The organism is Clostridium sp. 'White wine YQ', assembly GCF_028728205.1.
Classification (GTDB): Bacteria; Bacillota; Clostridia; order Clostridiales; family Clostridiaceae; genus Clostridium_T.
Map to the genome: position 1 here is coordinate 1652498 of NZ_JAQYUU010000001.1, position 24241 is coordinate 1676738.

Below are 24241 nucleotides of genomic sequence, written 5' to 3' on the forward strand. Positions count from 1 at the left end.
ATGTAAATCATTGTATACATCTTTATTTGTTTTGTAAAGTAAAAAATAGAGTATGCAGTATTCCCACACACTCTATTTATAAAAATTTATTTATGAATTATACACTCTCTATAAAAGGCTTATCATATAACTTCTCTTCACTAACAGACATACTTCTGGCAGCTTCCACCCAATTTTTTTGTCCCTCTGAAAAAAACATCTCCCTAGGTAGTTTCGGGGATATAAAAAAATTATCTTTTGATTGATTTGAATTATTTAAAATATCATCACTTACTTCTAAGAATGTATTATATGCATCTTTTTTGATTTCGCTATTAAAAGGAATAATATCTTTAGTCCCTCTCATAAATTCTCCAGCTCCAATTCCTACACCAAATCTCCACTCATAACCTACTTTATTGCAGAAATGTTCTAATATTTTAAGAGCATACCTAGTTTGTATTCCCTCAAAGAATCCACAGTTAACTACACCATAAACTTTTACAGATTTTCTAATAATCTTAGCTTGTTCTTCTAAATTAACCAAAAACTCAACTACTGTTGATGGCAAAGAATCTACATACAGCGGGAAAGTAATTATTAATATATCTGAACTTGCAAGTTCTTCATAATTCACCTTATTATTTATGACACAATGATTTACTTCAACATTTTCAGGTTGGATAAGCGTAGTAAGTTCATCAATAAAAAACTTAGACGCACTATTATTACCTCTTGGACTTCCATTAACAAAATATAATTTTTTCATTATCTTTCCCCTCCCATAACCTTAATGTAGCTTAATATACTATTTACTAAACTTTCAATTTCTGCTGTCTCTCTACATACATAGCTTTCTGCATTATCCTTTTGAAAGTTTATAGCATTTGCTTGATTTAATCCCTTAAATGTCTCTTCCTCATTAACGGAAATATCACTACCATAACCAACAAAAACAAGCTCTGGATATTTCTCGTAACGAGGTGCATGATGCATTTCACCATTGACATCTTTAAAGAAAGGGAGGATTTTGCATATACCACGATCTAATACTCTTTTTATTTTAGGACTATAGCATCCATATTTTACTTCACTTAAGACGATATACAAGTCGCTATTTATCTCATCTCTGCTTATATCTCTAGTTATATCATCAAAAACACATAGTCCCGGTGTCTTTAACCAGCAATTAAAACAGCCTACACATTTATTCATTTTCTCATCTTTAACATTATAGTATTTATAACTATAATTACTCTCACTAAGTTTTTTAAGTAACTCTTCTTGAAGTTCTTCTCCCACACTATTTGTACCCTCACCATCACTAACTAACAATATATTCATAGTTATCCTCCTTTTAGTATGTTTACACTGTAAACTTTATATTTGTATTATATTTCACTAAGTTTACACTGTCAACATTTTATGATATAATTTTTTTAGAAACTATTTTGGAGGAAAAATTAAATGGCAAAAGATAACTACCATCATGGTACATTAAAAGAAGATATGATAAGAAATGGTCTACAACTTTTAAATAAAGAAGGTTTTGAAGGATTTTCATTAAGAAAAGTGGCTAGTATGTGTGGTGTAAGCCATACTGCACCTTATAAGCATTTTAAAGATAAAGAAGATTTGATTAACTCAATAGCTTTAGAAGTTTGGCAGGCTTTTTCTGCTTCTTTATTAGAATCTACAGAAAAATATCCTGATAATCCTAAAATTCAAATTCTTGAGATGGGAAAATCCTACGTTAAGTTTATGGTAGAAAATCCTGAATACCTAAAATTTATGTTTCTTACTGAACATAAATATCCAATACTTGTTAGCAATAATGAGTTACATCATCTTGATAATTCTCCTTTCCATATTTTCAAAAAATGTTGTGAGAATTACCTTAGTTCCATATCAACTAAAAAAGATATGTATTACTTAGATACCCTGTCTATGTGGAGTTTAGTACATGGTATAGCACTACTTATTGCAAATAAAGTAATCGAATATGATGGAGATTATTTAGACTTAGTAGAAAATATGATTAATGAAAAACTTAAATAGCCTATAAAAAAGAGGCGCCTTAGATATAAAAAGGCTCCTCTTAATTCTTTATCTTTCTATAAATTTATTCTTTTTTAATACAATAGGCGTTACCCTATCTCCATAAAAATCTTCTGCATTTCCAATCACTTCGCAGCCGAACTTTTCTAACATTTTTAAAGTTATGTCTCTTGCTTCAATATATATTTCCTCTGCTCCAAGGTTAAAGACTTCATTAAGTGAAAATAATGCAATATTCTTACCTAAACCTTTTCCGCGCAATTTTTTATCAACAGCATACCTTCCCCAATGCCATTCCCCATGTTCTTTCCAACTTGCAACAACAGCAACTATCTCTCCATTTAATTTTCCACACCACCAAATGGGTTCCAGTTCTTCTCTTATTGGAATTAACTCTTCAGGAATATGCTGTTCTCTATTAAAAACTTCTATTGATAACTTTATTGCCTCTTCCATATTTTCTAGATTTACTTTTTCTATTTTCAAAATAGCCACCCCAATTTACTGTTAATGTTAATCCAATTATACTATTCATATTGTGTTCCTACAAATAATTCTATCTTTCTCCAATATTAAGTATCTTCCAACCGGCATAGGATATTCCCCATACCACTATAAATAATCCTACTAAAATATAACCAGCTATATTAAAATCTAAGTTACTAATGAAGTTACAAAATTCATTATCTAGTCCAAGTATTGGTGTTATCATTTGTATTATTTCAATAAATCCAATAAACAAAGCTGCAATTACTGAAAGTCCAGTAATGGTCAGATTATAATAAATTTTGCGAATTGGTGTTGAGAAAACCCATTCGTATGCCGTGCACATAAAGAAACCATCTGCTGTATCCATTAAACTCATACCTGCTGTAAATAAGATTGGGAAAGATAGTGTAGCAAGAATTGGTATCTCATGACTTGCTGCAGTTGCTGAAGTTGCTAAAAGAGAAACTTGAGTTGCAGTATCAAACCCTAGTCCAAAAAGGAACCCCAATATATACACATGCCATCCTTTGCTTATAGACTTGTACACAATTCCAGTTAGTTTATTAATAAAGCCCTTAGTATCTTCATAATCAAGCTCTTCTTCTTTATAAGTGCCTTTTCTTACTTTTAAAAAGGTTTTAAAAATATCCTTCCACATGAATAGATTAACTAATCCAATAATGAGAAGAAAACTGCCTGAAACTGCAAGCGAAACAGCCCCTCCATACTTTTGAAACTTTGGCATACTGTTTTCCGTCCACTTTACAGCAAAAACTGTAAGAGTAGCCATTAATATTACAACTGTTGAATGTCCAAAGGAAAATAAAAAGCCTACTCCTTTTGGATTTTGTCTTTCTTGTACCAGCTTTCTTACTGTATTATCTATTGCAGTTATATGATCTGCATCAAAAGCATGTCTAAGTCCTAAAGTATAAGAAAGAACTGCCATACCAATTATTTGTGGATACTTGCTAACTCCTGTTATCAATAATGCTATACCTATGATATGCAATGCTAATACAGCAATAATATATCTAATGAATCCTGAATATTTCTTTTCTTGTATATTTGATTTTATTGTCTCCAAAAAGTTTTCCATCCTTTATATAATATTTTCATTTAAGAAGCCCCTTAACTTATTTGTCAAGAGGCTTAATTGCGAAAATAAATATAAACATTTATCATTACAAATACCCCCTATCATCCGTAGAGTTATTTTTCTCAAAATATAGGCAGGTCTCCTGACTTAAGTATCTACATTCTTATAAGCCTTCCCGAGATATCTCAGTGACATATTTTATAAGAACTACTCTTTTACAGTGGCGGGACCGTGAGGGATTTTCACCCAGCTTCCCTTTTAATTAATCAACTACGATTAAACCTATATTATATACAAATGGTATAATAGCACATTACTTTAAACAAGTATAGTTCTTTTACTACAATGCATAAAGAAAAAACACTTTATATGAAAGTGTTTTTAAGATGTCTTCGGTGCTATATATACTTCTCCATTACCTAATATAGCGAGTCTATCGTCTGGCCTAAGTGATATTGTATTATAATAAGGCGAATTAGGTTCTAGTCTTATAGATTGCACTATTGCTTGACTTTCATCAAATATAAGCAAATATACAGTATTACTTGATGAAACATTTTTGAGATTATACATATTGGTAGGCGAATAAATAAAATCTGATAATTTATAAACCCCTTCCTTAAAAGTATTACTAGTAGCCCTAGCTGCAGGTGATGCATTAGCAATATTAGAGGTTAACAATAATAAAAACATTAATGAAATGATAAACTTTTTCATTATAAATCCACCTTTCAATTCTATTGTTTATTACATTTTTATCTTAATCATGTTTTAGGAAGAATACGAGCCTCTCCATTGCCAATTAATAGAATTCTATACTCAGGCTTCATAGGTCTCAAATCATATTTTTGTGTGCCAGGCTCTAATTTTATAATTTGCATAGCCACTTGATTTTCATTAGCAACTAATATAAAAATACTCTTCTTAGGAGAAATGTTTTCAATTGTATATAAATTATTAGGGGATGGTTCTAAATCAGATATTTTATAAACCCCTTCCTTAAAAGTAGTTGCTGGACTCGCAAGCACAGGTATTGCCACAAATATATTTAAGAATAAGCTTAATAAAACTATTAATAAAACTCTAACCTTCTTCATCATGTAACCACCTTTCAGTTTTATTATGCGTAATACAAAAAGCAATATACATATATACAATATACATATATACAATATATGTAATAAAATGTTATAATTTGTTAATAAATATTGATAAGATTAATCTTTAATTATTAAACCTAAGGGGGATATTATATTGAAAAGAGTTAGAAAAACTATCATTGTTATTTGTATTATTTTATTAATCCCAATAATACTCACAAGTATACCCTCTGGGAAATACTTAGATAATGCTGAATTAAAGGATAAAATAAAAAAAGGTACTGCATATGATATCGAAGTTAATAAGAGCTTAAAAATCGATAATGATGTTTTGACAATTCAAAGAATAACATGTACAGATGAAAATACTTACTTAAGATATAGCTATAAGCATAAAAAAATAGGAGGAAACTTTTATTTTCAGTCGATAGAATTATATGATGATAAGGGTAATAAATATATTAGTCGTAGTGGAGAAAGCAAAGGAAAACTCTTTGGCCAAGAGGATTTAATTTCTTATAACTATATCAATTCAAATAGCAAAGATATTACACTAAAGCTTCAATTATATGATAGAACCTTTGAAATGAAGATTCCTTGTTCAAGGAGTACAAGCATATGAATATAAAAGACAAACTGCCAGATATTATTAAATGGATAATTGCATTAATTCTTCTGCTCATATGCATTCATTTTTATTTACTTTCTTATGGTAGCTTCTCAGCCAAAGGTGCACTAAGGGATTCTGAGACAAATGAACATTATGGTCCATCTGAAACCCAAAAAGAAATCTCATTAGATTATGGGAAAATATATTTAGGTAAATATAAAAACTGGATTTCAATAACTGCTGTAGAGAAAAAGATAGTAAAATGGTACCCTTCTGGTTACACTTACGTTCTTCCAATAAATACTTCAGAAAAAATTACTCAATCTTTTGAGGGAACAGCAACTATTAAGCATGTAACTAAAAATTATGTATTTGGATATGTAAATGATCCAAGTATAACCTCGGTAAGATTATATTCTGAAATAAATAATAAGGAAACTATTTGGGATTATTCTATTAATTCAAGTAAAATGTTTATATTTTATTGGAATTCTGATAATAAAGGTGGCAATTTAGTATCATTAAGCGGTTTTGATAAAGACAATAATTTGGTTTATATGTATAAGTACCCATATTGAATTCTTCCAGTTAATCAACCTAAACTAAAAGGAATCTTGTACTAATTTATAACAAGATTCCTTTGTCATTTTTTAATATATCCTTCTTACTTCTAACTTTGTATAAAAAGTAATTATTATTGACACATTACTATATGTAGGCCCATATGAAGCTAAGAAAGGATTTAGGTCATGGATAATACATATAAGAATAGAACGCCAATAATATTAACCTTAATATTTGAAATAATAGTGCTCATCACAGCTGTAACTACCATATTTTCTGCTAAATGGGGTGACTTAGCGTTATGTGGCTTAGCCTTTGTATGTCTTTTTCTACCTTTTATCATATCAGCTATTCTTAAAAGCAAAAATATATCCTTACCTCCTAGCTTTAAGCTAGTTACAGTAATTTTTATCTTTTCAGCTCAATATTTAGGTGAAATTATAGATTTCTATACTATGTTTTGGTGGTGGGATCTACTACTTCATGGTGTATTTGGTTTTTACGCAACCTTAACAGGATTTTATTTAATAAAAGGAAATTTTGATAAAGGTTCTGAAGCTACTGAAAAAAGATATCTCCTTTTTAAAATCATATTTGCTTTTAGTCTTGCTATAACTCTAGGAACCCTATGGGAAATCTTTGAGTATCTTGGTGATTATTTTCTTAAAACCAGCATGGCTGCTGGCGGACTTGAAGATACTATGTCTGATATTATGATAAAACTTGTTGGCTCTACTTTATATTCAACAATTTATTATTTTAGTGAAAAGTCATAATTAAACACTTGAAACTATACCTAGTTCACTTAATATTTTACTTAATCTATCCTTTTCTTTTTCATTTACTTCAAAGCTTGTATTATATAAATAATGCTGCAAAACATCAGCATCTTTTAATACTTCATCATATTCATTATCAATATCATTTTTGTTGCTATGCTTACTTATAGCACTACAAACAATAGTTATTTCATTTTCATTAAATAGCTTACTTTCTTCTAAGATTTTTTTTGCTTCTATAGCCCCTAATATACCATGCTCTGGAGTATAATGAGTTTTATAAGTAGAAATATCATGTAGCATTCCAATAACTGCGCTAATCTCAACATTTAATCCACGCTTAAGTGCTAGTAAACTACATGTATTTGATACACCATATAAGTGTGCAAATACTCCACTCTTCTCCTCTGATATATTACCTTCTATTAAAATATTGTTTATTAACTTCCTTATTTCTTCTAACCTATTCATTGCATTAATACCCCCATGAATTAATCTTCCATTTACCTTCTACCTTAATTAGTTCAAATTGCTTAGTAGAAATGGATTTTCCAGGAATCCAATCACCTGCTGTCTGTGCATTGTCGTAGCAGATAATCTCTACTTCTGAGTCAATTAAAACTTTATCTTTATCAAAAGTGTTGATTTTAGCATTTAATAATTTTGCAGATTTAATAGTTTTTCTAAGATATGCTACTCCAGCTTCATTAAGTCCTTTTGTAAAATCTTCCGTTCCATATTTCTTTAAATCTTCCAAATCCTTTTGAGTTAATGCGTTTAAATAGCTAGATATAATATCTTGTACCTCTTCTAAACTAATTGTATTAACCTTATTTTTTAAAATATCATTTAAAATAATATTTGAATTTTTATTTATAAACCAAACTTTACTGCCTTTCATTAAGACTCCTTGCGCAGTATCATTTTCACCTATCCACAAATTATATTCTTCCTTTGATTTATCTATATAATTTATATTAACTAGATAATCAGGTGAACTTATATCAAGCTTCTTATTAGTTCTCTTTTTATCATTTAAAGCTTTCATATACTTATCTATTATATTTTTATATGAAAGAATAATTTTTTCTCCATCCTTTTGTTGAATTATCTCTATATAGGCCACTTCTTTATACTTAATACTATTGAAATGAATGGCTATAAAAGTTATAGCGGATAAAAATACTATTATAGTTATTATAATAAAAAGCAACTTTTTCTTTTTGCTAATCACACTCACCTCCAAAATTCAAGTTTACAAATTAATCCAATTGCTTATTGATATTATATTTGATTTCTAGAATGAACACAAATACCTACTTCAAAATAATCAAATTTCTAAAATTTAAATTTAATAGCTAATGTTATCAGTTTATTATCTCAACTTTCCAGTGTAATTAAAGTGATTCTGGTTAATATAATATCAGAGGACAGATAAAGATTAGCTAATCTTTATGGAAGTGATATGGTGTTATTATGGTTTAAGTTATCTTTTATCATAGTAATATCTAAACTTAACATATTGGATTATAGCTAACATCATATAGGCTTTTGTACTAACACTTTATAGTCGTATGATTATATAAGTTTATATAATTATCTTATATGATAAAAAACCATTATTATAAGTAATAACATATGTATATAGTCGAAGGATTATATATCTATAATAAATTATTTATATTAGTGCTCTTAAATCTTTATTTGTCCTTATTAGCATGCTAAACCCTTATAGTTAACTACAAAAATGATACTAATTTGTTTGTGTATAATGCATTATATTTAATATAAATTCTAAATATTTGCCCTAAAAAGTTTTTGGGTGCACAGAGGGACTTTCTGTTTGCAATTTTGCTAACAAAAAGTCCCTTAACTACTTATTTTTCCTGATTATTTATTTCAATTAGTGCATTATAAAACAATTCTGGCTGATCTAGCATAGTCATGTGACCTGCATTAGGTATTAAATAAAGTTTTTTATATGGCGACTTAATATTTTCAAAATATCTTTTAGCTATTACATAGGGTGTTTGCCAATCATTTTCTCCTAATACATAATAGATTGGTACTTTATACTCTGCAGTCTCTGAATTTAAATCAAAGTTAAACAAATAACTTATTATTTTCTCATTTGCTTTATTCCCTTTTAGAAGTGCTGAAAAATCAGATAGCTTAGAAATAGGACTTTTGAATGCAATTAATGTCATTGAAAGACCTATCTTTACCGCTAAATCATACTTACCTTGAAGTCTTCTAAGTTTAATACATTTTTTCATAAATTCGCTATCATATTTATCTCCTGGATAATTTTTAATAGCTTCTATTTTTTTTAATGACTTTTTATCATTAGCACTTATAATTAACTCCTTGACTTTATCATATCCTACACGTTCATTTTCACGCATGCTTATTACTTGTCCAACACCAATGTAATAAGCTACATCCTTAGGGTATTTTTTTATAAAGGTACTTCCTAAAACACTTCCCCAAGAATGTCCAAGTAATATTATCTTTTGCTTATTATACTTTTTCTTTAAATATTGAATTATTTCATTTAAATCCATTAGAAGCAAATCAATGTTTGGATGTTTATCTGGATTTTTAATAAGTGTTTTTCCAGCCCCACGTTGGTCCCAGTGAACTACTGTAAAAATATCCTCCCATTTGTCCTGAAATGCATATGCAAATATTGATTCTGCATTTCCAGGACCTCCATGCAAAAATAACATTACTGGATTATCATAGCTTGTACCTGAATGAAAAAGATATTGTTTTATTCCATTTACCAATACATACTCTTCTAAGTAAATTAATTTATCTATTTTCTTTCCCATAACTCTAATTCCCCTTTTTAATTGTTTAGCATCTGCTAATAATATAATTTATTTATATTGCAGACTTTTAAAATTAATGAATTACTCTATGAATCTGGGGTATAGTTTATAAATTAACACAAATAATAAGTTGGAAAGGTGGTTATGTAGATGAGAAAATTCCTTGCTTTTTTCATGATTTTTTCATGCACATTTCTTTATACAATCCTCCCCATCTCTGCTGTAAATATATTTAAAGAAGGAGTATACAAATTATCTGACTTAAACATTTCAGCTGGCAACTTTTATACAGCACAAAATCTATCTAAAGATAGTGATATATTTGTTCAAATTTATAACGGGGATAGAGAGGTGCAACAATTTTTAAGAATTCCCCCAGGTTCAAGGAAATTTACTTTAGTTGCGCTAAAGCCAGACTATAGACTTGTAATATTAGGTTCTGGAGAATTGTTTATTTCAGAAGAAAGACGCTGATTTAAGCTCATATTAATACTGTTAAACATACTAAGTTCAAGAGGTGGTTATGCTAATGAAAAGATTTATTGCTTTTTTTATTATTCTTTCATGTATTTCATTTAATATAATGATACCTGCATCTGCTACTACACTATTTAAAGAAGGGGTATATAAATTATCCGATTTAAATGTTCCAGAAGGTGAATTTTATTCTGCTGTAAATCTATCTAAAGAAAATGAAGTATTAGTTCAGATCTATGATGAAAAACAAGTGCTACTTCAGCTTTTAAAAATGCCACCAGGAGCTAAAAAATTTAATTTAGTTTCTTTAAAACCTAATTATAGAATTGTAATATTAGGCAATGGTCAAATATCCATTACTTAAATAAACCATTCTAATTAAAATCTTGTAATAATCTCGAAAGGCGGTTATATCTATGAAAAAACTTATTATTTAAACCCTTATTTTTTTATCTATAATAATTAATATTAATAACGTTATTCCTGTATCGGCTGCAACTACTTTAAAACAAGGTGTATATAGCGCAAAAGAGTTTAGTTTTCCAGCTGAATCAGAACATTATATTAAAAATATATCTCCAAATGCCGAGCTTTTTGTAGTATTTGCTGATGAAAATTTAAGAATAATACAGGCTGTAAAATTAGCTCCTAACTCACCAAAATTCAACCTAATTACTTTAAGCCCTAATTTTAGTATAGCAATAATAGGCAAAGGTGAACTTTCTATAGAATAACAAACATTAAAACATGTTTGTTATTCTACAATTTCTTTATATTTTAGTAATTTACTTAATTCTTCTAACTAACAAATTCTATTTATAGACTCTTCCTTTATAAAGGCTTCGATATTTTCAGCTAAAATATCTAGAAGTCTTTGTCTTGATTCAATGCACTTCCAACCAATATGAGGAGTTAAAATAACGTTCTTCCTATTGAAAAGTGGATTATTCAATTCTGGTGGTTCACTCTCTTGAACATCGAGAGCAGCTCCTGCAATTATTTTGTTTTCTAAGGCCTCAATTAAATCTACTTCCTTTATAATTGCTCCTCTTGCAGTATTTATTATATAGCTTGAAGGCTTCATAAGTTCTAATTTACTCTTATCAATAAGATACTTTGTATCCTTAGTAAGTGGACAATGTATAGTTACAAAATCACTCTTCTTAAGTAGTTCCTCAAAACTTACAAACTTAATACTTGAGTCACCTAAATCTTTATGACTTCTATTATATACAAGTATATTCATGCCTAAGGCTTTAGCTACTTTCATCACTTGCTGTCCTATAGAACCTGCTCCTATAACCCCTAGTGTTTTATTTTGAATTTCAAAATGAGGAACCCCTAGGTATTTGGTGAAATTACTATAGTTATTATTTTCGATCATTCTTTGCTGCTCAGATAAAGATGAACTTAAGCTTAATATAAATGTAATCACTAATTGAGCCACAGCCTCGCTACTATAACCTGGTACATTACAAACTGCTATATTCCTCTCCTTTGCAGCCTCTATGTCAATGTTATTGTATCCCGTACCAGCTTCACATATTAATTTAACACTTGAAGGGAACTTTTCTATTAACTCTCTTCCTATTGTAAGTTCCTTTGTAATTACAATGTCTTGGTTCTTTACTCTGTCTAGGATTTCAAATCCCTCACTTTCTTCATACTTTGTAACTTTACCTAAGTTATCTAGTGATGAAAAATCAAGTGCGTCATCAAAATTTACTCTGCTTGAATTAAGAAATACAATGTTACTCATTTTGTCCTCCTTATTAATCCCATTCCGCAATTTATATATATTTCCGACTTAAATATTTTCCGGGTAATATGCCTTTATTATATCACAATAAAATTTATGGAATTATCTCATTAATGATTGTGACATTCTAAAATAGGTATGTCTTTTCCCCCTAACAACTATAGATAGAGCCATTATATTTTCTGGGTCTGCCATTCTTCCGTATCCACCATCTCCTATATGATGAATATCAATTCCTACTCTTTTATTACTCAAAGCAAATTGTCTTATGGTATCCACATCTGCACTTTCTTGACTAGTTCCTATTGCACTTATACTTAGAGCTCCTTTTGCTTTTACTCTTTTAACTAAATTATAAAGTTCTTGTTCCTGAACTCCTGGAACTGTTCCTACTGCTGGAACTAATATTCCATCAGCACCCTTATCTATAAAGCTTTCTATAATGTCAACATCAAGAAATTTTTCATTTATTCCTGCTCCATGCATCTTACCTGCAAATATTAATCCCTTATAATATTTCTTAGCAACATTAATTGAGTTCAAAATAGCACTATTTGAAACTCCTGTAGCTGGGTTTCCTGTTAAACAAATAAAATCTATTCCTTGATTATTTGCCTCAATAAATGTCTCTTTAGTTGCCTTTCTTCCATTTGAAATATTTAGCTTATCTTCTATAAATGTTGCATTTTCATCAACAGGCTCTAAGTTAATTCCTATTGGCCTTCCAACCATTTCTTTTAACCTATCAATGGTTTTATGGCATTCATTTAACCCTTGAACCTTTTTTTCATAAACATCATATTCATTAAGCAATATTAAATCGGCACCAAAGGATGCCATTACCTCAGCATTTGTAAGTCCTTCTAGTAATGGTGCTGCAGTCACCACTGTTTCCCCTAGAACAGTTCTTCCTTCACTTGCTAAAATTGCTTGTTTAAGTTCGTCTCTACTCATTTTCTTAAAATCACTTGCAAAACAACTTAATAATCTTTTCATTTTCTCCTCCTATTAATTACATTATTTCAAGTACTTTATTTAACTTAACCTAAGTATAATTTGCGAAACGGGTTCTGCGTCAATACTTTTTTTAAATAACTTTTTGGAGTAAAATTATTTTAATATTAATGGTTCAAGGAGTGAGGTTCATGATAACTATTTATGATATTGCGAAACTATCAGGCTACTCTGTTTCTACAGTATCTCGTGCAATAAACAATCAACCAAGAATTTCTAAAGAAACTCGAGATAAAATCTTAGAAATAGTATCAAAATATGATTATATTCCAAATAGTAAGGCAGTAAGTCTTAGTATTGGGAAAAGCTTTAACCTTGGAATAATAGTGCCTTATAGTAGTTCTAATAGTTATTATGATGCGATAATAAGTGGGATTATGGAGGAAGGTTTTAGAGATGGTTATAAAGTTACCTTTTTGCCTACAAACTATGATAAGGAAATAGAGCTTGAATATCTTAAAATGTTTTCCTCAAAAGAATTTGATGGTCTTATAATACTATCTGCTGCAAATTCTTTTAAATTAATAGAAGACTATAAAAAATATGGCCCAATTATTTGCTGTGAAGATGTAGGGGACTGCAGTCTTCCTTCTGTTTACATAAATAGATTTGAAGCCTATGAACCTATATTAGCAGAGCTTAAAAAGAAAAATTATAAGAACTTTGCCCTTACCTTTAGTAGAACTTATGATTCTAGCTTAGCTTCGCAAAAAGTTTTTAATATATTTCAAAGGAATTCAAAAAACTTATCATCAAAGTTAATATATAACAATTGCAAAAATTTTGAGGACGGCTATAAGGCTGGACAATATTTTTATAGTTTAAAAAACAATATAGATTGCATATTTGCAAATAGTGATGAAGTTGCAGCTGGAATTTATAAATTTTTTAAAGAAAATAACATCAAAGTCCCACTTATTATAGGCCAAGATAATCAAGCTATAAGTAAGCTTTTAGATATATCTACTATTGATTTTCATATAACTACTTTAGGTAAGAAAGCAGTTTCCATGTGTATATCTGGAGAATTTAGAAATGAAATTATAAAAAGTTCTTTTATAAAAAGAGGAGATTTATAATAATAAAAAGCATTCACCTTGGGAAATATATATTTGGAGGTGAATGTTATGCAAGTAAAAGATATAATGTCAAAAGATTTAGTAAGTTTAAATCAAGAAGATTCAGTTGAAAGAGCTGCTCAAATGATGAAACAATTCGATATTGGATCAATTCCTGTTTGCCAAGAACAAAACTTAGTTGGAGTTGTTACAGACAGAGATATAACCCTAAGATCAGTAGCAACAGGCCAAGATACAAGTATTCAAAAAATTAAAGATGTCATGACTTCAACACCTGTAACAGGAACCCCTGATATGGATGTTCATGATGCAGCTAAGATAATGAGCGAACAACAAATAAGAAGACTTCCAATTATTCAAAACAACAATCTTGTTGGTATAGTTGCTCTTGGAGATATTTCTGTAGAACCTACTCTTCAAGATAATGCTGAAGAAGCTCTTAAAAATATTTCTCAACCAGCAACTAATCACATCTAATTAAATATATAAATATAAAAACCAGTATTTTTATACTGGTTTCCTAATTATATGGAGGTGTAACAATGATAGATAAGGAGAAAGATATAGAAATTGAAGAAGGAATTTATTTAAAAAGAAATCTTGAGCAAAAAGAAGAAGCTTCTAAGCCAATAAACACACTATTAGCCTTTGGTCCAGTTAATATGGGTTTAAGTAATATGAAAAATGAGGAAAGCTACGCTGAGCAAAGAATAAAAGAAGATTTAAGGAAATAAGCTATCAAAAACATCTATAAAACAAAAAAGAACTACCAAATAAGGTAGTTCACTAATTGCATATTGCGTCCAAAATACCGTTTCTCCAATTTTGAGACCTATCTCTTGATAGGTGGGTGTCCGCAAATAAGCTTCTATTTTCCTACTGCCGTTATGTTTTCAATAAAGAAATCATATGGGACTCACCATAGGCCTAATATAATCTTAATTTTATGAGACTCCCTTTGTTGTAATGTAGATTCAAAATAGGAGCTTTTCAAATATTTCAGAAATTTATTATGTAAGACTGAACTTACTCTCAGTCTTTATATACTATTTTTTATGACTCCAAGACCTATTAAGAATGTTCAATTGGTGTCTGTATAAGTAATTATATAGGGTAACTATACAATAGTCAATTAGAAATTTAATCCAAAAATTAATGAAATAAATAAGCTAATAATGGTATCTCCATTTCCTTTTTGTTTGCTCCACCGTGTACCCCTTTAAAAATAATTTCGAAAACATCTTTCTCATACCACCAGATGTTAGTATTACCTCTTGGCAATATGATAAGGTTACCGCATCTTTCTTTTAACCTTTTTGATGGATTGTGAAAAAAGCCTATCTGAGCTAGTTCATCAAAGGTATAAACTTCAGCTAAGTCTTTTAGTTCCTTAATCAAATGTTCTTTTAAGAAATTTAAATGTTCCTCTTTTACATGAAGGATTAGGTCTCTAGCGTAGCCAGTTGGTGACATTATATCCCCATTTCTATTTTTAACTAAGTATTTATCAATATCAGGTATCATTTCATTTATATAGTACTTCTTACTTAAATCACTTTCTATTTGCCCATGGTCTGCACTTATCATTATCATTGTGTTAGCAAATTTACTTTTTCCATTATCATAAAAAGAATCTAAATGTTTAAATAGCTTTTTTACAGCTGCCTGAAATTCTTTAGATGAGTCTCCTTCTTTATGAGCTACAGTATCTAATTCAGGGATATAAACATAGAAATATTCTTTTTCATTATCTTTTACTAAATCCTTTGACAACCCTTCAAATAGCTCTTTATAATTCTCATAACCCTTTAATTCAGCATGTTTACACATTGTCTCTGTAAATGCTCCTTGATTTATTCTCTCTGGCTGATAAACCGTAGTCTTTACTCCATGTTCTTTTAAATTCTTAAATAAACTCTCTTTAGGCAAAAAGCTAGATGGATCTATATTTCTATCTTGTAAGGTTTGCATTCCGTCTTTTCTAGCTTCTTTAAATAAAAATGGAACTATTACGTCTTCTACCACTGGCTCATAATAAAACCATTCATAAAGTCCATGTTCATTTATAGCTTCTCCAGTTAAAGCTGTTGTTACATGTACAGTTGTAGTTGAAGGAAATTGAGAGGTTAGCTTTGATACGACTCCCTTCTCTTCAACCTTACCTAAAAACTTTGACTGACTTTTATATCTATCATAAAAGCTCCATCCAAAGGCATCTATTAAGAAAAATACCACTTTATTTGGTGATGTCTCAAGCCCTTCTAAAGTATCAATTGGTAGCTTCTTATCTGCTTCAATGCCAAACAAATCCTTTACGGTTCCAAAAATATTAGAGAAACAATAGCTTTCATATAAAGGAACTGTAAATTTCTTATATGTGCTTTTACTAACTTCTTCAAAGGACTTCATATTTCTCATATAAACACCTCAAACTTTCTTATAAATTACTGCAGATTATATTCAGCTATAAACCTCGTTGGGAAAAATTCATATAAACTTACTTTCTCCACTCTTGCGTTTATTTGCGTAAAATTATTAGCTACTATTGGAATTGCCTTTTGAATATTTTCCTCATTATCTATTAAAATTGTTGCATGAGGAGTCCATCCCTTGTCATTATTAATGCATTCCTTATCAAACTCTTCATGTAAACTTAGTAATTCATGATTAACATCTGGTGCGAAAAAGATTACTGCCAAATCAAATAATCCAATATGATTAAAAGATAAATCAAAACTTTTTGTTTCTAAACATACATCTTCAAGTAACTTTTTAATTTCTTCCTCACGATTTGTATCATAGTAAGCCATAGTAATATGATGAGGTAGATTAGGAGTCTGTTTTCCTATTATACCTGTTTCATTTATGGTTCTTTCAATTCCTTTCATATATATTTCTGTTTCTTCATCAAATGTTGCTACTAAACATAAAAACTTTTCACTCATTTTACTACTTCCTAACATCGTATTCAATCTTCATATTCTTACCATCAAAGTATACAAGATCGCTTTTTTCAAAATTCCAAACACCTTGTAGAACTGAAGGATATTTTATCCCATTTACCTCTTTATATTCACCACAAATAGCTGACCATTTTTCGATTCTTGAATTACCTTTACCATCATTATATTCTCTATCTTCTGTAGTAAAACGTATCATGCATCCATTATCATCAAAGGTGAAAACTCCACTAGCTTTTATTCCATAATAAGTAATTGTAGCTTTAGCGTGATTTTCATCTATGCTTTCCCACGTAACAAAATCCTGTAACGCAACACTAGGTATTATTAGACCTTCTGATAAATATGTTGCAAGACAAGCTTTATCCATAGCTTTTCCTCTTTCATTAAATAGTGTTATAAGCTTGGCTATTTGTCCCTTCATTCCCCCAACGCCATCTTTATATGAGTCAAGACCTTCAAAAGGGATTCCCATGAGACTTGTATTTATTAGTGCAAACCTCGTTGGCTTGTGCGCAAAACTACATAAAGTATATTCTATTTTAAGCTTTCTTGAAGCTTGTACAAAATCTACATCCTTAAAGTATATCTTCACGTTTGCCATTTTTGGCTTGCCAATATATCCGCAATAACGAAAATATTTTTGTACAGGTAATGGTAAATTTCTAATATCCTCTTCTGTAAAATTCTCATTTAAAGTTTTAGAATTTTTTAATTCTTCATGAATATACTTCTTAAACTCAGCTTTAACTGGTGAATAAGAAATATTAAACCAAGCCAATAAACATAGAATTATTAGTATAATGATACCCAAAATCCAATACATATCCTCTTCCCCCTTTAATCTTTATTATTAATTCATATTATTATTTCATATTATTATTTTCTTATATATCTTCATATATCCACCAGAGAATTCAACTCCATCTTCAAGATACTCCCAACCAGTTTTCTCATAATAATTGTGAAGATCTGTATATAAATAGATTTCGCTGAAACTTGCCTTTTTACAATATTCAATTAAGAAATGTTGTAACTCTTTTCCAATATTCTTTCCTCTATAATCTTCTCTAACATATAAAGCTGATAGCCATGGATAGAGATCTTGTCTACTTACTAAATCGCTTCTCCAAAGCCCAATTGTTCCAACTAATTCGTTGTCATCAAATGCTATAAAAGTTATAGGCAATTTATTTTTGATTAAGCTGCGTTCAATAATACTATGAAAAAATTCGTAATTATTTTCTTCACCAAATTCTGTGCAAAGCCAGTTTGATACTGTATCAACATGCTCCCTATAATCAGCTAAATACTCTATAGATATCATAACTAATGCTCCTTTTTATTAAACTCATAATCTCTATAGCTAATAAGTACATGAACTATACCAAATAGTCCCGTTGGGATAATTGCAAAATAGTTATAAAGCCAAATCTCAGCTAATATAAAATAAGCTACTGGAAAAATAGCCAGTCCTAAAATAATAATTAAATTAACCTTTCCTATAAAGAAGAATCCCCAAAACACATCGTATAAAAGTAGCATTATTGCTATCAAAATAATATAAGTACTATGAACTTCAATTGCTTGCCTACTTACAACTAATATAAGCATTGAAAAGAATAATACTCTACATATATTTTCAATAATATCTAACATTACATGTTTATTTTCATTATTCCCTAAGGTATAAGGAACAGGTCTAATAAAGTAAAATAAGTTAGGTATCATAGGTAATAAAAAGATTATTAGTCCATAGAATGAAAATCCAAAGTAATAGTTCACTTGAATACCTCTTTCGCAATTAAATGTATTATGAATATTGTATCACCTTTTTACCATTATTTTCACTAAATATATATTTAATCCAAATAAAAAACACTATAAATCTATTGCAGAAAATATAGTGTCTAATATCTCATACTATTAAATTACTATCCTTGTATTATAGGCACTACTATATCATTCACAAAGAATAAGCCTGTCCCTATGATAGCTAGTATCAAAAATGCTATAAATTTAAATCTACTTTCTTTTGAATCAATTTCCTTGTATCCATAAAAAATATAGAATATAAATGCTAACAGTAATATTAATGCAACAAATATATCCTTATAACCTGTATCAACAATTAGGTGATCCTGTGAATAAAACCATGAGTTTATTGCTCTATTAGCTATAATTACAAAGAAAATTAAAACAAATAGCCAATCTGATTTCTTACTTTTCTTTCTTATTAAACTAATGATATTAATAAGTAATAGAACAGCTAAAAATCCATATACTACCATAGCTACATTTGGATAAAATCTATCCATAATAAAAGCTACAAAAAATAAAAATAAATAATAACTAAAAACCCCTGCTTTCTGCTTTTCTTCCATTTATATGCACCTTCTTAATAAATTTCTTCTTTTATATAAATATCGTACCATCCTTCCTATACCAACTAATCAATTATTTAATATATATATAATTGTATTCACAAATTCTATACCGTATAATAAAACAAACAAATTATTTACAAAGGAGAGCTTTTAATAATGACTACATTTATTGCGCTGCTGCGTGGCATTAACGTAGGTGGCAAAAATATTATTAAGATGGCTGAGCTAAAAAAAGCACTTGAATCCATTGGACTTCTTGAGGTAAAAACATATATTCAAAGTGGAAATGTTCTTTTTAAATCAAGTGAAGATAAAAAAATTATAAAAGAGAAAATAGAACGTGAGATTGAAAAAACCTTTAAAATTTCCTTAACAGTTGTTTTAAGAACCTCTACAGAGCTTGAAGACATAATTAATAATTGTCCTTTTTCTGATGAACAAATAAAAGATGCTGAATCTCACTCAGACTCAGAATGTCTTTATGTAGCACTCTTAACTGATTCACCATTACAAGAAAACGTTGAAAAATTAAAATCTTATAAAAGTGAAAATGATGAATATAGCATTATAGGAAGAGATGTATATCTATTATTTAAAAACAGTATTAGAAATTCAAAGCTTGCTAATAATCTACATAAACTAGATGTACCTGCAACTGTTCGTAACTGGAAAACCATAAGCAAATTGGTTGCTTTATCAAAAGAAATGAATACATAAAGAATTCATGCAATAAAAACTCTATTTGTGTATAAAAAGTTTTTTATAATCCATCATATTAATTGAAAGGTGGTATTATAGTGAAAAAATTAATTACTTTTTTAATTTTCTTATGTCTATCATTCAATTTCTTTGGGATAACATCTTTTGCTGAACCCATTACAAATACCCTAAAGCAAGGGATTTATAGTGCATCGACTTTAAACCTCGAGCCTAGTAAAACTTATGCCGTTCAAAACACTTCTAAAGAGTTCACAATGCATGTAACAGTATACGATGATCATCAAGTAATTCTAGAATATTTACGACTTGAACCCAATACTGGAAAACAAAATCTATTACCTATTAAACCAACTTATAATCTTATTATATTTGGCAAGGGTGATGTATTTATTTCCTAAACAAAAAACACCGAAAAACTTATCGGTGTTTTTTCAATTTATTATTTATCTTCTCTAACTATAAATTGATTTCCGTCTTGATCCTTAAATGAAAACATCTTTCCATATGGCATATTCATCAATTCTGCTACTTCAACTCCATTTTCTTTCATGTCGCTATATGTAGCTTCTATATCTGTTGTACTTAATAATATTGAAGGATGTTCAACATTAGTTGATGGATTTTGAGCCTTCATTGCGTTCTTATCATATAAAACGAAAGTTGTAAACTCATCTGCACTTGGTCCAACCTCTATCCATTTCATATTTGGTCCCATAGCTTGCTCAAATTTAACAACGAAGTTCATTTTTTCTGTCCAGAATTTTTTAGCCTCTTCTTGGTTATTAACGTATAATGTTATCTTTCCTATTTTGTTGATCATTCTCTACTCCTCCTTAGTGGTTATAATTATATTATATACCCTATTTTACATATTTTATAGAAGATCTTACTTATTGCTTACTGTTGCAAATAATCCGTCACACATCTCCTTTAAATTTGTACCCTCACCACGTTTATTACTTAAAAGAATAACTACATATCCTGTATTCATATCTCTTCTTATTAGTGATGTAAATCCAAGTATATCCCCTTCATGTTCAATAAGTTTTTGATTATCTTTATTAATTATAAACCAGCCAAAGCCATAACCATTTTGATATGGAGTTAACATTTCCTTTAAAGAATTATCATTTATAAGCTTACCTGAGCATAAGTTATTATTCCATACAAGTAAATCTTCTGCATTTGAATATAAGTTTCCAGCAGCATAAGCTAATGATGGATCCATATTTATGTCTTTTTGATATTGATTAGATTTATGATTTATATATGCGTACCCTTCTGCCTTTTCAGTTGCTCTATCCATATTATTTAAAGTTCCAGTAGACTCAAGTTTTAAAGGTTTAAATATATTCTCTTCCATATAATTTTCATAACTCATACCTGATACTTTCTCAATTATATATCCAAGTAATACATAGTTAGAATTGCTATATTCATACTTAGTTCCAGGTGTAAAATTTAGTTTCTTATCCTTAAAAAGTTCAACGAGCTTCTCAGGGGTATAGCTATCTGAACTAATGAACTTGATGTACTCAGGGATACCTGAAGTATGATTTAGAAGATTATAAATTTTTATCTTATTCCCATTAGGATAATTTTCAATATATTTATCAATTGTATCTTGGACATTTAAGAGACCTTTTTCCTGAAGCATTAATATTGCTGTTGCAGTAAATTGTTTTGTTATTGAAGCTATTCTAAAAACAGTTTTGGGAGTGTTTTGTATCTTATTTTCAGCATTTGCCATACCATATCCATTTTCAAATAAAATCTTTTCATTTTTAGCCACAAGAACTGTACCATTAAAATTACTATACTTCTTCATGTAATTTTCTAATTTTAAATATGTTTCATCCTTATCTTTATCTTTATTAACTGTTTCTATTGTGTCTGCTTTATTATTTGAACAACCAGTTAATAATAGTGTAAAAGTAATTAATAAAGTACTTATAATCGAGATTTTTCTTTTCATAATATTCTCCTTTATATCTTACTATCTTAAAGTGTTATATATAAAACTATCCTCTAGGTGCATACATGATTATGATAGCTCCAATTAATGCTATTGCTCCGCCAATTCAAAAATTCCATGTTGTCCTCCTCTAGGGTTTTCTATAATAATTACCTCATATTTTATCATGCCTAAATATTTTAGTTAATAAAAATAACTAAGATTACTTTACTAAGTAGTTTATCTTAGTTATCTTTTGTTTTTATTAAGAACTACCTTTATATAACCTCTTTAGTTCATCCTTTGGCATTAACGCCTGAACTAAATACCCCATTAATATTACCCCAGGCAGATCAATTAATAGTCTTGCTATTGTAAATTTATAGCCAAGTGCAGCAAATTCAAACATAAGGGTAGATACTTTGGTTACACACCAAGCATTCATAAAAATTATTATATTGCTAAATTTAACACCCTTTTTAAGTAATACTATTGTAAAAGGAAATGCTGCATACATCGGACCTGCTGCTAATGAACCTATAAGTATAGCAAGAAATATTCCTGTTATTCCTGAATTATCCCCCATGTACTTCATCATGGTTTCTCTTGGAATCCAAACATCCATTAATCCTAAAAGTAACATAATTGGAGGTACTACTAAAATCATCTGTTCAAAACTTGAAAAAGCTATACCAAAGGATTTCAACCCCAAATCCTTATTGATAATTGTGATTACTATTGTTATCAAAAGAGCTACAATAAAAAAAGAATACCTCTTTGCTAGAGTTTTTATCATATTATTGGCACCACCTTTTCAACAAAAAATGCTACTATAATTGAAAAGATAAATGCTATAAAGTTTCTATAAAAGGTGCCTCTTTTTCCTATATATTTAGCTTCCAAAGGAATAGTGATTATTCCTATAAGAGTTAGTGTTGATATAAGTGCTGCTACTTGAGCTATTCCTGCCCCATTATTAAGAAGCATATTTCCTGTAGAAAAAGCTACAAAGGTAGGCATCATAGCTATACTTCCTAATATAGCTGCTAAAAACACTCCCAAAACGCCAGAGTTACTTCCTAATATACTTGATATTGTTTCAGGTTTAAGTATTGCAAGTGTTAACCCAACAATGATAATTATTCCTAAAAACTGTGGTAACATATTCTCTAGGGATTTCCACCCATTTAATAGTGCTTTTTTAGTTTTTGCCTTATCTTTTCTATAAGACAATAAGAAAAGTATAATAGCAGCTGAATAAAGAAAAAGACTGCTCATATTACTCTACTCCCATAACTTATTATTAATATTAATATTATTATATTATCTAAAAAGATTAATGTGAGTTCCAATAAGCAAACTTAATTATGAGCTATTATACTTTTATATGCTGGTTTACCGATTATTAGAGTTATTATAACTCTTTCCTCTTACTTAATTTATAATTCTCCCCATAACAACAGTATTATAATAATTTCCATCCTTATGAATTCTATCATTTATTAATAATCCTTCTTGGACAAATCCAAAGCTTTTATAAAGGTCAATAGCTTTTGTGTTGGTTTCAACTACATATAAGCATACTTTTTTTATTCCCACTTTATCAGCTTGTCCCAAAATATTATCAATAAGCACGTGCCCAATGCCATAACCCCAATATTCTTTTAAAATGCAAATTCCAAACTCAGCCTTATGTCTATATCTACTTAGCTCATTTCCTTGTAATCGTGCAAAACCAACTAGCTTTTCTCCTACTTCTGCTACTAAAAATAAGTTTTTTTCTGATATTGAATCTTCATAAATTAGCTTCTCAAAATCCTCTGATGATAATAATCCTTCACCGGCTTCTCTATCAAGATTTTCTGTTTCTCCATCAATCTTAATTCTGAGTGCTGAAAGTTCTTCTGAATCCCCTTTTGTTGGACATCTAAGAATCCATGTGAGTCTTTTACCTTCTATCTGCTTCTTATTTATAATCATTTGAACCCCCAAGTATTTAATTAGTTTAAATGCCTAAAATTTTTATTATCTGAATTAATAGTATCAACTGATGATTTTACTTCAATCTTACCGTTAACATCATAATCGTAAACATAGGTTACATTAGGCTCATCTTTATAAACAACCTTAATTACATATCCTCCATATCCAAGCAGTTTACTATCTAGTCGATAATCAACAAATAAATCATAGCCTTCTTCATTAACATTCTTTTCTGATAAAAACTTTACCATAGCAACTTTACCTTCAGTAATCTTTTGTACCTTCTGATTTTGATAACTTTTCTGAAAATAGAAAATAGTACCTCCAATTAAAACTATAATAATAGCTATAATTGTAATAATTCTCTTCATACCGTATTCCCCCATACATTTTATC

The 24241-nt window shown here is 29.2% G+C and carries 34 protein-coding genes, 1 other RNA gene and 1 riboswitch; of the genes, 11 read left to right on the forward strand and 24 right to left on the reverse strand.

From position 1 onward, the window contains the following. Positions 1-97: 97 nt before the first annotated feature. Positions 98-748, reverse strand: coding sequence for a hypothetical protein (locus PTZ02_RS08275; RefSeq protein ID WP_274227316.1), 651 nt, complete (start codon positions 746-748; stop codon positions 98-100). Beyond that, positions 748-1323, reverse strand: a complete 576-nt coding sequence (locus PTZ02_RS08280; RefSeq protein ID WP_274227317.1) for an NAD(P)H-dependent oxidoreductase — start codon at positions 1321-1323, stop codon at positions 748-750. Before PTZ02_RS08280 ends, PTZ02_RS08275 begins: the two co-directional genes overlap by 1 nt. A gap of 123 nt (positions 1324-1446) precedes the next feature. On the opposite strand from PTZ02_RS08280, the gene PTZ02_RS08285 reads away from it, so the two are divergent. Beyond that, positions 1447-2037: a TetR/AcrR family transcriptional regulator gene (locus PTZ02_RS08285; protein ID WP_274227318.1), complete on the forward strand. Its 591-nt coding sequence runs from the start codon at positions 1447-1449 to the stop codon at positions 2035-2037. Positions 2038-2085: 48 nt separating this feature from the next. Here PTZ02_RS08285 and PTZ02_RS08290 read toward each other — a convergent pair whose 3' ends face one another. The 4 genes from PTZ02_RS08290 to PTZ02_RS08305 all read right to left on the reverse strand — a co-directional run bounded on the left by PTZ02_RS08290 (position 2086) and on the right by PTZ02_RS08305 (position 4722). Beyond that, on the reverse strand, positions 2086-2523 hold the full coding sequence (locus tag PTZ02_RS08290) for a GNAT family N-acetyltransferase (RefSeq protein WP_443112615.1): 438 nt from the start codon (positions 2521-2523) through the stop codon (positions 2086-2088). 70 nt (positions 2524-2593) lie between these two features. Beyond that, positions 2594-3613 (reverse strand): HoxN/HupN/NixA family nickel/cobalt transporter, encoded by a 1020-nt coding sequence (locus PTZ02_RS08295; RefSeq protein ID WP_274227320.1) that lies wholly within the window; start codon positions 3611-3613, stop codon positions 2594-2596. 127 nt (positions 3614-3740) lie between these two features. After that, positions 3741-3926, reverse strand: a riboswitch (cobalamin riboswitch). Positions 3927-4006: 80 nt separating this feature from the next. Continuing rightward, positions 4007-4342: a hypothetical protein gene (locus PTZ02_RS08300; RefSeq protein WP_274227321.1), complete on the reverse strand. Its 336-nt coding sequence runs from the start codon at positions 4340-4342 to the stop codon at positions 4007-4009. 47 nt (positions 4343-4389) lie between these two features. Further along, positions 4390-4722, reverse strand: a complete 333-nt coding sequence (locus PTZ02_RS08305) for a hypothetical protein (protein WP_274227322.1) — start codon at positions 4720-4722, stop codon at positions 4390-4392. Positions 4723-4879: 157 nt separating this feature from the next. Here PTZ02_RS08305 and PTZ02_RS08310 point away from each other — a divergent pair, with 157 nt between their 5' ends. The 3 genes from PTZ02_RS08310 (at position 4880) to PTZ02_RS08320 (ending at position 6675) form a co-directional block, all read left to right on the forward strand. Next, on the forward strand, positions 4880-5347 hold the full coding sequence (locus PTZ02_RS08310; RefSeq protein WP_274227323.1) for a DUF5643 domain-containing protein: 468 nt from the start codon (positions 4880-4882) through the stop codon (positions 5345-5347). After that, complete coding sequence (locus PTZ02_RS08315) at positions 5344-5913, forward strand: hypothetical protein (RefSeq protein WP_274227324.1); 570 nt, start codon at positions 5344-5346, stop codon at positions 5911-5913. The genes PTZ02_RS08310 and PTZ02_RS08315 overlap by 4 nt, the downstream gene beginning before the upstream one ends. Before the next feature lie 171 nt (positions 5914-6084). Beyond that, entirely contained in the window at positions 6085-6675 is a 591-nt protein-coding gene (locus PTZ02_RS08320; protein ID WP_274227325.1) for a hypothetical protein, read from the forward strand. Here PTZ02_RS08320 and PTZ02_RS08325 read toward each other — a convergent pair whose 3' ends face one another. The 3 genes from PTZ02_RS08325 to PTZ02_RS08335 form a co-directional block, all read right to left on the reverse strand. Continuing rightward, complete coding sequence (locus PTZ02_RS08325; RefSeq protein ID WP_274227326.1) at positions 6676-7149, reverse strand: HD domain-containing protein; 474 nt, start codon at positions 7147-7149, stop codon at positions 6676-6678. It abuts the gene before it with no gap. Positions 7150-7153: 4 nt separating this feature from the next. Next, on the reverse strand, positions 7154-7912 hold the full coding sequence (locus tag PTZ02_RS08330; RefSeq protein ID WP_274227327.1) for a hypothetical protein: 759 nt from the start codon (positions 7910-7912) through the stop codon (positions 7154-7156). A gap of 643 nt (positions 7913-8555) precedes the next feature. Then, complete coding sequence (locus PTZ02_RS08335) at positions 8556-9512, reverse strand: alpha/beta fold hydrolase (protein ID WP_274227328.1); 957 nt, start codon at positions 9510-9512, stop codon at positions 8556-8558. 150 nt (positions 9513-9662) lie between these two features. Between PTZ02_RS08335 and PTZ02_RS08340 the strand changes: the two genes are divergently transcribed. Then, positions 9663-9986 carry a hypothetical protein gene (locus PTZ02_RS08340; protein ID WP_274227329.1) on the forward strand — a complete coding sequence of 108 codons (324 nt, stop codon included), beginning with the start codon at positions 9663-9665 and terminating at the stop codon, positions 9984-9986. A gap of 55 nt (positions 9987-10041) precedes the next feature. Next, positions 10042-10353 carry a hypothetical protein gene (locus tag PTZ02_RS08345; protein ID WP_274227330.1) on the forward strand — a complete coding sequence of 104 codons (312 nt, stop codon included), beginning with the start codon at positions 10042-10044 and terminating at the stop codon, positions 10351-10353. A 438-nt stretch (positions 10354-10791) separates the two neighbouring features. Here the strand turns inward: PTZ02_RS08345 and PTZ02_RS08350 are convergent, their stop codons facing one another. After that, a complete protein-coding gene (locus PTZ02_RS08350) occupies positions 10792-11748 on the reverse strand; it encodes an NAD(P)-dependent oxidoreductase (RefSeq protein WP_274227331.1) in 957 nt (318 codons plus the stop codon). A 102-nt stretch (positions 11749-11850) separates the two neighbouring features. Then, positions 11851-12744: a DUF7916 family protein gene (locus tag PTZ02_RS08355; RefSeq protein ID WP_274227332.1), complete on the reverse strand. Its 894-nt coding sequence runs from the start codon at positions 12742-12744 to the stop codon at positions 11851-11853. Between the two features lie 149 nt (positions 12745-12893). Between PTZ02_RS08355 and PTZ02_RS08360 the strand changes: the two genes are divergently transcribed. From PTZ02_RS08360 to PTZ02_RS08370, 3 genes are all read left to right on the forward strand, one after another. Then, complete coding sequence (locus tag PTZ02_RS08360) at positions 12894-13841, forward strand: LacI family DNA-binding transcriptional regulator (RefSeq protein WP_274227333.1); 948 nt, start codon at positions 12894-12896, stop codon at positions 13839-13841. Positions 13842-13889: 48 nt separating this feature from the next. Further along, positions 13890-14318, forward strand: coding sequence for a CBS domain-containing protein (locus PTZ02_RS08365; protein ID WP_274227334.1), 429 nt, complete (start codon positions 13890-13892; stop codon positions 14316-14318). A gap of 65 nt (positions 14319-14383) precedes the next feature. After that, complete coding sequence (locus tag PTZ02_RS08370; RefSeq protein WP_274227335.1) at positions 14384-14575, forward strand: hypothetical protein; 192 nt, start codon at positions 14384-14386, stop codon at positions 14573-14575. A gap of 62 nt (positions 14576-14637) precedes the next feature. On the opposite strand, the gene ssrS is transcribed toward PTZ02_RS08370, so the two are convergent. The 7 genes from ssrS to PTZ02_RS08405 form a co-directional block, all read right to left on the reverse strand. Further along, a non-coding RNA gene (gene ssrS, locus PTZ02_RS08375) (6S RNA) lies at positions 14638-14850 on the reverse strand. Between the two features lie 143 nt (positions 14851-14993). Further along, positions 14994-16259: an alkaline phosphatase family protein gene (locus tag PTZ02_RS08380; RefSeq protein WP_274227336.1), complete on the reverse strand. Its 1266-nt coding sequence runs from the start codon at positions 16257-16259 to the stop codon at positions 14994-14996. A 26-nt stretch (positions 16260-16285) separates the two neighbouring features. Beyond that, positions 16286-16786: a 2'-5' RNA ligase family protein gene (locus tag PTZ02_RS08385; RefSeq protein ID WP_274227337.1), complete on the reverse strand. Its 501-nt coding sequence runs from the start codon at positions 16784-16786 to the stop codon at positions 16286-16288. 4 nt (positions 16787-16790) lie between these two features. Then, positions 16791-17627, reverse strand: coding sequence for a DUF6544 family protein (locus PTZ02_RS08390; RefSeq protein WP_274227338.1), 837 nt, complete (start codon positions 17625-17627; stop codon positions 16791-16793). 45 nt (positions 17628-17672) lie between these two features. Next, positions 17673-18128 (reverse strand): GNAT family N-acetyltransferase, encoded by a 456-nt coding sequence (locus PTZ02_RS08395; protein WP_274227339.1) that lies wholly within the window; start codon positions 18126-18128, stop codon positions 17673-17675. Between the two features lie 2 nt (positions 18129-18130). Further along, complete coding sequence (locus PTZ02_RS08400) at positions 18131-18586, reverse strand: hypothetical protein (protein ID WP_274227340.1); 456 nt, start codon at positions 18584-18586, stop codon at positions 18131-18133. A 149-nt stretch (positions 18587-18735) separates the two neighbouring features. Beyond that, complete coding sequence (locus tag PTZ02_RS08405) at positions 18736-19185, reverse strand: hypothetical protein (RefSeq protein WP_274227341.1); 450 nt, start codon at positions 19183-19185, stop codon at positions 18736-18738. 159 nt (positions 19186-19344) lie between these two features. Here PTZ02_RS08405 and PTZ02_RS08410 point away from each other — a divergent pair, with 159 nt between their 5' ends. Then, on the forward strand, positions 19345-19905 hold the full coding sequence (locus PTZ02_RS08410; protein ID WP_274227342.1) for a DUF1697 domain-containing protein: 561 nt from the start codon (positions 19345-19347) through the stop codon (positions 19903-19905). A gap of 80 nt (positions 19906-19985) precedes the next feature. Then, a complete protein-coding gene (locus PTZ02_RS08415) occupies positions 19986-20306 on the forward strand; it encodes a hypothetical protein (protein WP_274227343.1) in 321 nt (106 codons plus the stop codon). A gap of 41 nt (positions 20307-20347) precedes the next feature. Here the strand turns inward: PTZ02_RS08415 and PTZ02_RS08420 are convergent, their stop codons facing one another. From PTZ02_RS08420 to PTZ02_RS08445, 6 genes are all read right to left on the reverse strand, one after another. Then, the gene (locus PTZ02_RS08420; protein WP_274227344.1) at positions 20348-20728 is read right to left on the reverse strand and encodes a VOC family protein; all 381 of its coding nucleotides are present in this window, start codon (positions 20726-20728) and stop codon (positions 20348-20350) included. A 66-nt stretch (positions 20729-20794) separates the two neighbouring features. Continuing rightward, positions 20795-21883, reverse strand: a complete 1089-nt coding sequence (locus tag PTZ02_RS08425) for a serine hydrolase domain-containing protein (RefSeq protein ID WP_274227345.1) — start codon at positions 21881-21883, stop codon at positions 20795-20797. A 244-nt stretch (positions 21884-22127) separates the two neighbouring features. Further along, positions 22128-22658: a permease gene (locus PTZ02_RS08430; protein WP_274227346.1), complete on the reverse strand. Its 531-nt coding sequence runs from the start codon at positions 22656-22658 to the stop codon at positions 22128-22130. Then, positions 22655-23140 (reverse strand): permease, encoded by a 486-nt coding sequence (locus PTZ02_RS08435; protein WP_274227347.1) that lies wholly within the window; start codon positions 23138-23140, stop codon positions 22655-22657. The genes PTZ02_RS08430 and PTZ02_RS08435 overlap by 4 nt, the downstream gene beginning before the upstream one ends. 156 nt (positions 23141-23296) lie before the next feature. Further along, complete coding sequence (locus PTZ02_RS08440; protein ID WP_274227348.1) at positions 23297-23842, reverse strand: GNAT family N-acetyltransferase; 546 nt, start codon at positions 23840-23842, stop codon at positions 23297-23299. Positions 23843-23862: 20 nt separating this feature from the next. Beyond that, positions 23863-24216 carry a DUF3139 domain-containing protein gene (locus PTZ02_RS08445; protein WP_274227349.1) on the reverse strand — a complete coding sequence of 118 codons (354 nt, stop codon included), beginning with the start codon at positions 24214-24216 and terminating at the stop codon, positions 23863-23865. Positions 24217-24241 lie beyond the last annotated feature (25 nt).

What these genes read in the sequence shown, in the direction of transcription:
- PTZ02_RS08275 (WP_274227316.1), bottom strand. Translation starts at nt 748, where the DNA reads ATGAAAAAATTATATTTTGTTAATGGAAGTCCAAGAGGTAATAATAGT.
- PTZ02_RS08280 (WP_274227317.1), bottom strand. Translation starts at nt 1,323, where the DNA reads ATGAATATATTGTTAGTTAGTGATGGTGAGGGTACAAATAGTGTGGGA.
- PTZ02_RS08285 (WP_274227318.1), top strand. Translation starts at nt 1,447, where the DNA reads ATGGCAAAAGATAACTACCATCATGGTACATTAAAAGAAGATATGATA.
- PTZ02_RS08300 (WP_274227321.1), bottom strand. Translation starts at nt 4,342, where the DNA reads ATGAAAAAGTTTATCATTTCATTAATGTTTTTATTATTGTTAACCTCT.
- PTZ02_RS08305 (WP_274227322.1), bottom strand. Translation starts at nt 4,722, where the DNA reads ATGAAGAAGGTTAGAGTTTTATTAATAGTTTTATTAAGCTTATTCTTA.
- PTZ02_RS08315 (WP_274227324.1), top strand. Translation starts at nt 5,344, where the DNA reads ATGAATATAAAAGACAAACTGCCAGATATTATTAAATGGATAATTGCA.
- PTZ02_RS08320 (WP_274227325.1), top strand. Translation starts at nt 6,085, where the DNA reads ATGGATAATACATATAAGAATAGAACGCCAATAATATTAACCTTAATA.
- PTZ02_RS08325 (WP_274227326.1), bottom strand. Translation starts at nt 7,149, where the DNA reads ATGAATAGGTTAGAAGAAATAAGGAAGTTAATAAACAATATTTTAATA.
- PTZ02_RS08335 (WP_274227328.1), bottom strand. Translation starts at nt 9,512, where the DNA reads ATGGGAAAGAAAATAGATAAATTAATTTACTTAGAAGAGTATGTATTG.
- PTZ02_RS08340 (WP_274227329.1), top strand. Translation starts at nt 9,663, where the DNA reads ATGAGAAAATTCCTTGCTTTTTTCATGATTTTTTCATGCACATTTCTT.
- PTZ02_RS08345 (WP_274227330.1), top strand. Translation starts at nt 10,042, where the DNA reads ATGAAAAGATTTATTGCTTTTTTTATTATTCTTTCATGTATTTCATTT.
- PTZ02_RS08350 (WP_274227331.1), bottom strand. Translation starts at nt 11,748, where the DNA reads ATGAGTAACATTGTATTTCTTAATTCAAGCAGAGTAAATTTTGATGAC.
- PTZ02_RS08355 (WP_274227332.1), bottom strand. Translation starts at nt 12,744, where the DNA reads ATGAAAAGATTATTAAGTTGTTTTGCAAGTGATTTTAAGAAAATGAGT.
- PTZ02_RS08360 (WP_274227333.1), top strand. Translation starts at nt 12,894, where the DNA reads ATGATAACTATTTATGATATTGCGAAACTATCAGGCTACTCTGTTTCT.
- PTZ02_RS08365 (WP_274227334.1), top strand. Translation starts at nt 13,890, where the DNA reads ATGCAAGTAAAAGATATAATGTCAAAAGATTTAGTAAGTTTAAATCAA.
- PTZ02_RS08370 (WP_274227335.1), top strand. Translation starts at nt 14,384, where the DNA reads ATGATAGATAAGGAGAAAGATATAGAAATTGAAGAAGGAATTTATTTA.
- PTZ02_RS08380 (WP_274227336.1), bottom strand. Translation starts at nt 16,259, where the DNA reads ATGAGAAATATGAAGTCCTTTGAAGAAGTTAGTAAAAGCACATATAAG.
- PTZ02_RS08385 (WP_274227337.1), bottom strand. Translation starts at nt 16,786, where the DNA reads ATGAGTGAAAAGTTTTTATGTTTAGTAGCAACATTTGATGAAGAAACA.
- PTZ02_RS08390 (WP_274227338.1), bottom strand. Translation starts at nt 17,627, where the DNA reads ATGTATTGGATTTTGGGTATCATTATACTAATAATTCTATGTTTATTG.
- PTZ02_RS08395 (WP_274227339.1), bottom strand. Translation starts at nt 18,128, where the DNA reads ATGATATCTATAGAGTATTTAGCTGATTATAGGGAGCATGTTGATACA.
- PTZ02_RS08405 (WP_274227341.1), bottom strand. Translation starts at nt 19,185, where the DNA reads ATGGAAGAAAAGCAGAAAGCAGGGGTTTTTAGTTATTATTTATTTTTA.
- PTZ02_RS08410 (WP_274227342.1), top strand. Translation starts at nt 19,345, where the DNA reads ATGACTACATTTATTGCGCTGCTGCGTGGCATTAACGTAGGTGGCAAA.
- PTZ02_RS08420 (WP_274227344.1), bottom strand. Translation starts at nt 20,728, where the DNA reads ATGATCAACAAAATAGGAAAGATAACATTATACGTTAATAACCAAGAA.
- PTZ02_RS08425 (WP_274227345.1), bottom strand. Translation starts at nt 21,883, where the DNA reads ATGAAAAGAAAAATCTCGATTATAAGTACTTTATTAATTACTTTTACA.
- PTZ02_RS08430 (WP_274227346.1), bottom strand. Translation starts at nt 22,658, where the DNA reads ATGATAAAAACTCTAGCAAAGAGGTATTCTTTTTTTATTGTAGCTCTT.
- PTZ02_RS08435 (WP_274227347.1), bottom strand. Translation starts at nt 23,140, where the DNA reads ATGAGCAGTCTTTTTCTTTATTCAGCTGCTATTATACTTTTCTTATTG.
- PTZ02_RS08440 (WP_274227348.1), bottom strand. Translation starts at nt 23,842, where the DNA reads ATGATTATAAATAAGAAGCAGATAGAAGGTAAAAGACTCACATGGATT.
- PTZ02_RS08445 (WP_274227349.1), bottom strand. Translation starts at nt 24,216, where the DNA reads ATGAAGAGAATTATTACAATTATAGCTATTATTATAGTTTTAATTGGA.